The organism is Amycolatopsis sp. ATCC 39116 (genome assembly GCF_000231075.2).
Classification (GTDB): Bacteria; Actinomycetota; Actinomycetes; order Mycobacteriales; family Pseudonocardiaceae; genus Amycolatopsis_E; species Amycolatopsis_E tucumanensis.
The window spans coordinates 16,929-27,110 of record NZ_AFWY03000077.1 but is presented as its reverse complement, the minus strand read 5'-3'; the positions used below and the strand labels follow the sequence as shown (position 1 = coordinate 27,110).

The 10,182-nt window shown below is 70.2% G+C and carries 7 protein-coding genes; 3 read left to right on the top strand and 4 right to left on the bottom strand.

The features are described from left to right. The coding region (locus AMY39116_RS45080) for an FtsX-like permease family protein (protein ID WP_027936631.1) at positions 1 to 1,147 on the top strand (1,147 nt) is incomplete at its 5' end. 4 nt (positions 1,148 to 1,151) lie between these two features. On the opposite strand, the gene AMY39116_RS0339470 is transcribed toward AMY39116_RS45080, so the two are convergent. From AMY39116_RS0339470 to AMY39116_RS0339455, 4 genes are all read right to left on the bottom strand, one after another. Continuing rightward, positions 1,152 to 2,330, bottom strand: a complete 1,179-nt coding sequence (locus tag AMY39116_RS0339470; RefSeq protein ID WP_027936630.1) for an aminotransferase class V-fold PLP-dependent enzyme — start codon at positions 2,328 to 2,330, stop codon at positions 1,152 to 1,154. A gap of 5 nt (positions 2,331 to 2,335) precedes the next feature. Next, the gene (locus AMY39116_RS0339465) at positions 2,336 to 3,277 is read right to left on the bottom strand and encodes an asparaginase (protein ID WP_020423103.1); all 942 of its coding nucleotides are present in this window, start codon (positions 3,275 to 3,277) and stop codon (positions 2,336 to 2,338) included. Positions 3,278 to 3,302: 25 nt separating this feature from the next. Further along, positions 3,303 to 4,058 carry an SDR family oxidoreductase gene (locus tag AMY39116_RS0339460; protein WP_020423102.1) on the bottom strand — a complete coding sequence of 252 codons (756 nt, stop codon included), beginning with the start codon at positions 4,056 to 4,058 and terminating at the stop codon, positions 3,303 to 3,305. Between the two features lie 67 nt (positions 4,059 to 4,125). After that, positions 4,126 to 4,698 (bottom strand): TetR/AcrR family transcriptional regulator, encoded by a 573-nt coding sequence (locus tag AMY39116_RS0339455; RefSeq protein ID WP_039792067.1) that lies wholly within the window; start codon positions 4,696 to 4,698, stop codon positions 4,126 to 4,128. Positions 4,699 to 4,837: 139 nt separating this feature from the next. Here AMY39116_RS0339455 and dnaE point away from each other — a divergent pair, with 139 nt between their 5' ends. Continuing rightward, positions 4,838 to 8,413 (top strand): DNA polymerase III subunit alpha, encoded by a 3,576-nt coding sequence (dnaE, locus tag AMY39116_RS0339450; RefSeq protein ID WP_020423100.1) that lies wholly within the window; start codon positions 4,838 to 4,840, stop codon positions 8,411 to 8,413. Between the two features lie 335 nt (positions 8,414 to 8,748). After that, a complete protein-coding gene (locus tag AMY39116_RS0339445; protein WP_020423099.1) occupies positions 8,749 to 10,149 on the top strand; it encodes an MFS transporter in 1,401 nt (466 codons plus the stop codon). Positions 10,150 to 10,182: the final 33 nt, after the last annotated feature.

Here is a 10,182-nt window from a genome sequence, read left to right as displayed (position 1 = left end):
GCCGCGCTCGGTGAGCCTCGGCCTCGGGGTGCCGTTCGCCCGCCCGGCACGCAGCGGCCTGACGCTGGCCGCGGTCGTCCTCGGCGTCACCACCGTGACGCTCGCGATCGGCGTGACGCTGTCGGTGAACGCCTACAACTCGGCGGTGCGGCCGTCCCACCCGGACCGCATCGACGTGGTGGCGGGCGGGCCGGCGCTGTCGGACGGCGCGTCGCCGAAGCCCGGCGCCGCGACGACGCTGACCGACGCCGAGGACGAGGCGCTGCTGCGCACGACACCCGGCGCGGAGCTCGTCGCCGCGGTGGCCACGAAGATCGTCAACGTGGTCGGCGGGCAGCAGACCGCGACGATCGAGTTCTCCCGCGGCGACTCCGCGGCCCTCGCCCCCCAGGTCACGAGCGGCCACTGGCCGGACGGGCCGGGGCAGGTGGCGGTGCCGTCGAGGTTCCTCAACCAGCGCGGGCTCGCGGTCGGCGACACCGTCACCGTGGAACTCGCCGGGCAGCGCACCCCGGTGCGGATCGTCGGCGTCGTGCTGACCAACAACGCCGACACGATCTTCGCCGACTGGTCCACGCTGACGCTGCTCGACCCGGCCGCGCGGGCCGACACCTACACGGTCGAACTCGCGCCGGGCGTCGACCAGCAGGCCTACCGGGCCGCGGTCGAGGCCGGCGACCCCGGCCTGACCGTGCTGCCCCCACGCGACGGGACGTCGAGCCAGGCCGTGGTGCTCATCAGCTCCGCCACGCTCCTGACCCTGGTGCTGGGCGCCGTCGCCGCGCTCGGCGTGTTCAACACCGTCGTCCTCAACGCCCGCGAACGGCGGCGCGACCTCGGCATGCTGAAGTCGATCGGCATGACACCGCGCCAGGTCACCGTGATGCTGGTGACCTCGATGGGCGCGCTGGGAGTGGTCGGCGGCCTGATCGGCGTGCCGCTCGGGATCCTCGCACACCGGGTGGTCGCCCCCGCGATGATGCGCGCGGCCCAGTCCGACGTCTTCGGGTTCGTCCTGGACGTCTACCGCGCGCCGGTGGTGGCCCTGCTGGCACTGGCCGGGATCCTCATCGCGGTGGCGGGCGCGCTCATCCCGGCACGCGGCGCCGCGCGGACGCCCATCGCGGCCGTCCTGCGCAGCGAATGACCGGCTACGCCAGCCGCTCCACGGCCTCGGCCAGCACGCGCAGCTCGTCCTCGGTGTTGTAGTAGTGCACGGACGCCCGCACGATGTCCGGCAGGCGCCGCACCTCCTGGTCGTACTGGTAGGAGGTGGGGCGCGCCACCGAGGTGTTGATCTTCGCCTGGGCCAGCGCCCGCTGGACCTCCGCGGCATCGGTCCCGGCGACGCTGAAGGTGACGATGCCGCACTTGCGCTTGCCCTGGTCGTGCACCGACACGCCGGCGATCTGCGACAGGTCCGCCCGCAGCCGCGCGGCCAGCGCGGTGACCCGCTCCTCGATGGCGGCCAGGCCGATCTCCAGGGCGTACTCGACGGCGGCGCCGAGGCCGAGCACGAGGCCGTGGTTGCGTTCCCAGGTCTCGAAGCGGCGGCCGTCTGGCGCGATCTCGAAGGTGTCCGGCGCGGTCCAGGTGGCCGAGTGCAGGTCGAGCATCGCGGGCTCGAGCCGCTCGCGCAGCCGCGGGTGCGTGTAGAGGAAGCCGGTGCCGCGCGGGCCGCGGAGGTACTTGCGGCCGGTGCCGGACAGCGCGTCGCAGCGCAGGCGGCGCACGTCGAGGTCCAGCTGCCCGGCCGACTGGCACGCGTCGAGCAGGAACGGGATCCCTGCCCGCTCGGCGATCGCGCCGACCTCTTCGGCCGGGTTGACCAGGCCGCCCTGGGTCGGCACGTGGGTGATCGCGATGAGCTTGACGTCGCCGTCCAGGCGGCGCTCCAGGTCGGCGACGTCCAGCTGGCCGCTCTCGTCGTCCTCGACGACCTCGACCACCGCGCCGGTGCGGCGGGCGACCTGCAGGTAGGCGATCGCGTTGCTGGCGTACTCCGACCGGCAGGTCAGGATGCGGTCGCCGGGCTCGAAGCGGAACGCGTAGAAGACGGCTTGCCACGACCGGGTCGCGCTGTCGGTCACCGAGATGTCGGCGGCCTCCGCGCCGAGGAACCGGGCGATCCCGTCCGTCACGCCCTGGATGCGGCCGGCGTGCGCGGCCGCGGTTTCGTAGCCGCCGCGCACCGACTCCTCCCGCAGGTAGTCGAGCACCGTGTCGGTGACCTGCCGCGGCGGCAGGGCCGAGCCGGCGTTGTTGAGGTGCACGACCTCGTCCGTGCCGGGGGTGTCGCGGCGGAAGCGGTCGACGTCTTCTTCGCGCAGTGTCGTCACAGCCCGACCATATTGGGCGCGTGCAGGCTGGGACAGCGGTTTACCACGTCGTCCCAGTCGTACCGGGGTGCGAAGCGGCGCAGTGCCGCCAGCGTCGCCGGCATGCGGCCGCGGGCGGAGCCGTCGGAGATCTTGACCGCCACCGTGACGCCGTCCGGCAGGACCGCGATCTGCACGGCCTCGGCGCCGTCCTTGGCGATCAGCCCGGGCACCGCGGTCATGAGCTGGGTGACGTCCCGGTTCGGGCCGGCCAGCATCTCCGGGTGCCTGCGGATCGCGTCCGCCACGCGGTGTTCCGGGGTGCCCGGCGGGGCGGTGGCGACCCGCTGGACGGCGGTCGCGAGGCCGCGCAGGGAGATCGCGAACAGCGGCGCGCCGCACCCGTCGACGGCGGTGTGCGCGATCGGCTCGCCCGCGAGCTCGGCCACCGTCTCGGCGAGCTTCACCTGCAGCGGGTGCGCGGGGTCCAGGTAGTCGTGGGTGGACCAGCCGTTCAGCTTCGCGGTGGCGAGCATCGCGGCGTGCTTGCCGGAGCAGTTGTGCGCGAGCCGCCGCGGCGCGCGTCCCTCGGCGATCCACACGTCGTGCAGGACCGGGTCGTGGGGGAGGTGGGCGGGGCACTGCAGGTCGTCCTCGGTGAGCTCCCCGAGGATCTTGCGCGCCCCGTCGAGGTGGAACTCCTCCGCCGAGTGGCTCGCGGACGCCAGCGCGAGCAGGTCGGGCGGCAGGTCGAGCCCGAGCCGCACCATGCCGGCGGCCTGCATGAGCTTCGCCGTCGACCGGGGGTAGCCCGGCTCGTCGACGTCGCCCCCGGCCTCCAGCACCTCGCCACCGGGGCCGAGGACGACCCGCGATCCGAAGTGGACGCTTTCCACGAGCCCGTCGCGGACTACCTGAACGAGGGGGATCACCACGCCCCGAGGCTCGCCGCGCCACATCGGCCTGTCAACCGGATGCTCGTCACTACACGGTCTTGATCACGCCGCCGTCGGCCAGGTAGTCGGCGCCGGTCAGGTTGCCCGAGCGGGGCGAGGCGAGGAACGTCACCAGCGCGGCCGTCTCCTCGGGCTCGGTCAGCCTGCCGGTGGTGATGCCCATCGACGCGGGCACGCCGGCCAGGAACTCCGCCAGCGGGACCCCGGCGGCGGCCGCCAGCTCGCCCGCGTACCCCTCCGGGTCGGCCCAGTTGGCGGTCCGCGTCGGGCCGGGGCTGACGGTCAGCGCGCGCAGGCCGCGTGACCCGAACTCCTCGGCCAGCGCCTTCGTCAGGTTCGTCAGCGCCGCCTTGGCCGTGCCGTAGTCGACCGGCTGGAAGGCCGCCCGCGCCCCGATCGACGAGATGTTGATCACGATGCCGCGCCGCCGGAGGAGTCCCGGCAGCAGTGCCCTGGTCACCCGCACGGTCGAAAACAGGTTCAGCTCGTACGTGCGCTGCCACGCCTCGTCGTCGATGTCCAGGAAACCGCCCGCCCGCATGCTGTCCGTGGTCACGCCGCCGAGGTTGTTGATCAGGATGTCGACGTCCCCGGCCCGCTCCGCGAGCAGCGCCACCCCCTCGCGGGTCGTCAGGTCCGCCCGCACCGGCACGCCTTCGCTCACGGTGCGTGCCGCCGCGAACACCGTCACGCCCTCGGCGGCCAGCGCGCGGACGACCGCCAGGCCGATCCCCTTGCTCGCGCCGGTCACGACCGCCGTCTTGCCGTCCAACTGCAGGTCCACGTGCTCTCTCTTTCTTGAACTAGAGTTACAAAATGAAGGCAGTGCAAAACGCCGCAGGTCAGCGGGTTCAGATCGCGCGCAGAGCGGTGCCGGCCAGGTCGGCGAGGCGGTGCGGGTCCGGGTCGGCCTTGGCCAGCACGCGGATGCCGTTGATGGTGGTGAGCAGGAACGACGCGAGCGCCCGCGCGTCGGCGGCGGGGTCGATCTCGCCCGACCGCTGCCCCTCCTCGATGGTGCTGCGGAAGGCTGCCTCCTGCCGCTCGAAGGTGCGCCGCACCAGGTGGTTGACCACCTCGTCGGCCGCGCCGAACTCGACCGCCGCGTTGGCCATCATGCAGCCACGCCGGTCTTCGCGGGCCGCGTCGACGACGAGCTCCAGCGCCGCGCGCAGCCGCTCGCGGGCCGGGCCGGGCCCGTCCAGCACCTCGATGAGCCGGACCGTCTCGCGCTCGTAGTAGCGCCGCAACGCCCGCTCGTAGAGGGCGTGCTTGCTGTCGAACGCGTTGTACAGGCTGCCCCGCCCGATGCCCAGCGCGTCGACGAGCTGCCGGGGCGTGGTGCTGCCGAATCCGTTCGCCCAGAAGACCTCCATCGCCTTGTCCACGGCGGCGTCCACGTCGAAGGCCTTCGATCTCGCCATGCCGGAACCGTAGCTCATACTGGAACTGGAGGTCAAATAAACTTCGCTCGGCACGTCGGCGCGTTTTTCGTCGGTGCCGCGAGCTAGGCTGATCCCTCCAGGCCGGGAGTCAGCGTGAAACAAGGGGAGGTTCCTGCTGGTGTCGAACGATTCCTTCGTCCACCTGCACGTGCACACCGAGTACTCGATGCTCGACGGTGCGGCGAAGATCGCCCCGCTGTTCGCCGAGGCGAGTCGTCTCGGCATGCCCGCGGTCGGGATGACCGACCACGGCAACATGTACGGGGCGGACGAGTTCTACCAGCAGTCGCGCAAGGCCGGACTCAAACCCATTATCGGCATCGAGGCCTACATCGCGCCGGAGTCGCGGTTCACCAAGAAGCCGATCTTCTGGGGGCAGGCCTCGCAGCGGGGCTCGGACGAGTTCGGTGAGGGCGGTGACGTCTCCGGTGGTGGTGCGTACACGCACATGACGATGCTGGCGGAGAACGCGACGGGGTTGCGCAACCTGTTCAAGCTGTCGTCGCTGGCCTCGATCCAGGGCTACTACCGCAAGCCGCGGATGGACCGGGAGCTGATCGCGGAGAACGCCTCCGGCATCATCGCCACCACCGGCTGCCCCTCGGGTGAGGTGCAGACCCGGTTGCGGCTGGGGCAGAAGGCCGAGGCGATCCAGGCCGCCTCGGATTACAAGGACATCTTCGGGGCGGACAACTTCTTCCTGGAGCTGATGGACCACGGCCTGCCCATCGAGCGGTCGGTGCGCGAGGGGCTGCTGGAGATCGGCAAGCTGCTCGACCTCAAACCGCTGGCCACCAACGACTCGCACTACGTCACCAAGGACCAGGCCGACTCGCACTCGGCGCTGCTGTGCGTGCAGTCGGGCAAGACCCTCAACGACCCGAACCGGTTCAAGTTCGACGGCGACGGCTACTACCTGAAATCGGCCGCCGAGATGCGCGAGTACTGGGACACCGAAGTCCCCGGCGCCGCCGACTCCACCCTCCTCATCGCCGAACGCGTCCAGTCCTACGAAGACGTCTACACCCACAAAGACCGCATGCCCGTCTTCGAGGTGCCCGAGGGGCACGACGAGGCGTCGTGGCTGCGTGCCGAGGTCGACCGCGGCCTGGCCTGGCGGTTCCCGGAGGGCGCGCCCGAGGGCTACCGCGAGCGGCTCGAGATGGAGCTCGAGGTCATCATCGGGAAGGGCTTCCCGGCCTACTTCCTCGTCGTCGCCGACCTCATCAACTACGCCCGCAAGGTCGGCATCCGGGTCGGCCCCGGCCGTGGTTCGGCGGCGGGTTCGCTGGTCGCCTACGTGCTCGGCATCACGAACCTGGACCCGATCCCGCAGAAGCTGCTGTTCGAGCGGTTCCTGAACCCCGAGCGCGTGTCGATGCCCGACATCGACATCGACTTCGACGACCGCCGCCGCGGCGAGATGATCCGCTACGCCACCGAGAAGTACGGCGCGGACAAGGTGGCCCAGGTCATCACCTTCGGCACCATCAAGACGAAGGCCGCGATCAAGGACTCGGCGCGCGTGCACTTCGGCCAGCCGGGTTACGCGATCGCGGACAAGATCTCCAAGGCGCTGCCGCCGCCGATCATGGCGAAGGACATCCCGCTGTCCGGCATTGTGGACCCGCAGCACGAGCGCTACGGCGAGGCCGCCGAGGTCCGCACGCTGATCGAGACCGACGAAGAGGTCTCCACGATCTTCAACACCGCCCGCGGCCTGGAGGGCCTGATCCGCAACGCGGGCGTGCACGCCTGCGCGGTCATCATGTCCAGCGAGCCGCTGATGGACGCCATCCCGCTCTGGCAGCGGGACGACGGGTCGATCATCACCGGGTGGGACTACCCGTCCTGCGAGGCCATCGGCCTGTTGAAGATGGACTTCCTGGGCCTGCGCAACCTCACCGTCATCGGCGACGCCATCGACAACATCAAGGCCAACCGCGGCATCGACATCGACCTGGACACCCTGGGCGTCGACGACCCGGAGACCTACAAGCTGCTGTCCCGCGGCGACACGCTCGGCGTGTTCCAGCTGGACGGCGGCCCGATGCGGGACCTGCTGCGCCGCATGCAGCCGACGGTGTTCGACGACATCGTCGCGGTCGGCGCGCTGTACCGGCCCGGCCCGATGGGCATGAACGCCCACAACGACTACGCCGACCGGAAGAACAACCGGCAGCAGGTCAAGCCGATCCACCCCGAGCTGGAAGAGCCCCTGAAGGAGATCCTGGCCGACACGTACGGCCTGATCGTCTATCAGGAGCAGATCATGCACATCGCGCAGAAGGTCGCCGGCTACTCGATGGGCCGAGCGGATGTTCTGCGCCGCGCGATGGGCAAGAAGAAGAAGGAGGTCCTCGACAAGGAGTTCGAGGGCTTCCACGCCGGGATGAAGGAGAACGGCTTCTCCGACGAGGCCATCCAGGCGCTGTGGGACACGATCCTCCCGTTCGCCGGGTACGCGTTCAACAAGAGCCACGCGGCCGCCTACGGCCTGGTGTCGTACTGGACCGCTTACCTCAAGGCGAACTACACCGCGGAGTACATGGCCGCGCTGCTCACCTCGGTGGGTGACAACAAGGACAAGTCCGCCGTCTACCTGTCCGAGTGCCGCCGCCTCGGCATCAAGGTGCTGCCCCCGGACGTCAACGAATCCGGCCAGCGCTTCGCCGCGGTCGGCGACGACATCCGCTTCGGCATGGGCGCGGTCCGCAACGTCGGCGCCAACGTCGTGGAGTCGATCATCAAGACCCGCCAGGAGAAGGGCAAGTACTCCTCCTTCACCGACTTCCTCGACAAGTCGGAGCTGGTGGCCTGCAACAAACGGGTCATCGAATCGCTGATCAAGGCCGGCGCGTTCGACAGCCTCGGCAACACGCGCCTGTCGATGATCCAGGTGCACGAAGACGCGGTCGACGCGGTGGTGCCGCTCAAGCGCCAGGAGGCGATGGGCCAGTTCGACCTGTTCGGGGCGTTCGGCGGGGACGGCGACGCGGCCGAGCCCGCGCCTTCGTCGTCGCCGCTGGCGCACCTCAAGTTCGGCGACGAGGAGTGGCCGCGCAAGCAGCTGCTGGCCTACGAGCGGGAGATGCTGGGCCTGTACGTGTCCGCGCACCCACTGGACGGCGCCGAGCGGATCCTGCGCAAACACGCCCCGCGCCCGATCGCCGCCATCCTGGACAACCCGCCCAAGGAAGGCGAGCTGGTCATCTCCGGCCTGATCACCTCGCTGGAGCGGCGGGTCAACAAGAAGGGCGAACCCTGGGCGATCTGCACGGTGGAGGACATGGACGCCTCGCTGGAGGTGCTGTTCTTCCCGAAGTCGTACGCCCTGTTCCAGGCCGACCTCATCGAAGACAACGCCGTCCTGGTCAAGGGCCGCGTCAACTGGCGCGAGGACAAGATGTCCGTCTTCGGCGGCGGCCTCGTCCCGCTGGACCTGTCGGAGATCGGCAACGGGGAGGACGAGCCCCCGCTCGTGCTGCGCTGCACCGCGGAACGCCTGGACAAGAGCGTGGTCGGCGAGCTGAAGTCGACGCTGCTCGCCCACCGCGGCGACACCCCCGTCCGCTTGAAGCTGGTGGGCAAACAGCGTGAGACGACGTTCGCCCTGTACGACTACCCGGTCAAGGTGAGCTCCATGCTGATGGGTGAACTGAAAGGCATCCCCGGCATCACCGCCGGCACCTAGAACAAGCACAACCCAACGGCCACCCGGCAACGAAAGCCGCCCACCCCACGAGCCACCCCTCTCCCGCAACCCGATCCCCAGCCAAATCGGTTGCCGAGCAGCGGGGTCAAGGTACTCTTTCCAGCCTTGACGCCGCTTCTCGGCAACCGAACACTGAAAGATCGGGTTCGGGAGGGCACCAAGATCCGGGCGTAGCGAAGCGAAGCCCGGCGCCCGAGAAACCCGCGTAGCGCGCGCAACCACAACGAACAAGCCACCATGGATGAGTGACCCTCACCCAGCAACAAGACCCACGCCGCTGGAAAGCCCTGGCCGTAACGCTCACCGCCGGTTTCATGGGCCTGCTGGACGTCAGCATCGTGAACGTGGCGTTGCCGTCCATCCAGAAGGGGATCGGCGGCGACGCCGGCACCGCGCAGTGGGTCGTCTCGGGCTACGCGCTCACTTTCGGCCTGGTGCTGGTGTCCGGCGGCAGGCTGGGCGACGCCCTGGGCAGGCGCCGGATGTTCCTCATCGCGCTGGCGGCGTTCGTGGCGATGAGTGCGTTCGCGGGCGCCGCGCCGACGGGTGAGGTGCTGGTCGTCGCGCGGTTGCTGCAGGGGTGCGCGGCCGGGTTGCTCACGCCGCAGAACACCGGGCTGATCCAGGACCTGTTCCGCGGCGCGGAGCGGGGCAAGGCGTTCGGCGCGTTCGGGTCGGTCGTCGGCATCTCCACGGCTGTCGGGCCGGTGCTGGGTGGTCTCATCCTCGCCGTGTTCGGTGAGGAGCACGGGTGGCGGTGGGTGTTCTTCGTGAACGTGCCGATCGGGGCGTTCGCGTTCGTGCTGGCGTTGCGGTTGCTGCCGCGTGCCGAGGGCCGTCCCGCGCGGCTGCGGTCCGAGATCGACTTCGTCGGTGTGCTGCTGCTCGGGCTCGCCGTGCTGGGCGTGCTGCTGCCGCTGGTGGAGTCCGAAGAGGACGGTCTGCGGCGGCTGTGGTGGTTGTTCCCGGTCGCGGCCGTGTTCGGCTTCGCGTTCGTCCGCTGGGAGCGGCGCGTGGTGCGGCACGAGCGCACGCCGCTGATGGACGTCCGGTTGTTCACCGAAACCCCGGGCTACACCCCGGGCGCGGTGATCGGCGCGGTGTACTTCTGCGGGTTCGCCGGGATCTGGCTGGTGTTCGCGATGTTCTTCCAGCAGGGCCTCGGTTACACGCCGCTGGAATCCGGGCTGGCGGTGACGCCGTTCGCGGTGGGCGCGGCGGTTTCCGCGGCGGTGGCGGGACGGCTCGTCGCGCGGTGGGGGCGCCGCCTCACGGTCACCGGCCTGTCGCTGGTCGCACTGGGGCTGGGTGTCGTCGCGCTGCTGGTGTGGCTCGCACCGGGGCAGGACCTCGGTCTGGTGGTCGCGTTGCCCCTGCTGGTGGCCGGGATCGGGGGCGGGATGGTGATTTCGCCCAACACGACCCTGACGCTGGAGTGCGTGCCGACGCGGATGGCCGGTGTCGCCGGGGGAGCGTTGCAGACCGGGCAGCGGATCGGCACGGCGATCGGCACCGCGGTGCTCGCGTCGGTGTTCCGGGCGGTCCTCCCTGCGTCCGGCAACGACTTCCCGGCCGCGCTCGCCGTCTCACTGCTGTGTGCCGTCGGGTTTGTCCTCTTCGCACTGGGGCTCGGGATCGCCGAACTCCGCGCCCGGCGAGCACGCGCCTCTAACGATCAACTACTCAGCGCCACAACTGCTGCTCCATATGAGTGAGACTTCCCCGAAGGTGCTAGATCTACGGAGAGC

Bases quoted from the DNA above. Each gene is read 5' to 3' on its own strand.
- AMY39116_RS0339465 (WP_020423103.1), bottom strand. From the start codon at position 3,277: ATGTGGCGCGGCGAGCCTCGGGGCGTGGTGATCCCCCTCGTTCAGGTA.
- AMY39116_RS0339455 (WP_039792067.1), bottom strand. From the start codon at position 4,698: ATGGCGAGATCGAAGGCCTTCGACGTGGACGCCGCCGTGGACAAGGCG.
- AMY39116_RS0339445 (WP_020423099.1), top strand. From the start codon at position 8,749: ATGGGCCTGCTGGACGTCAGCATCGTGAACGTGGCGTTGCCGTCCATC.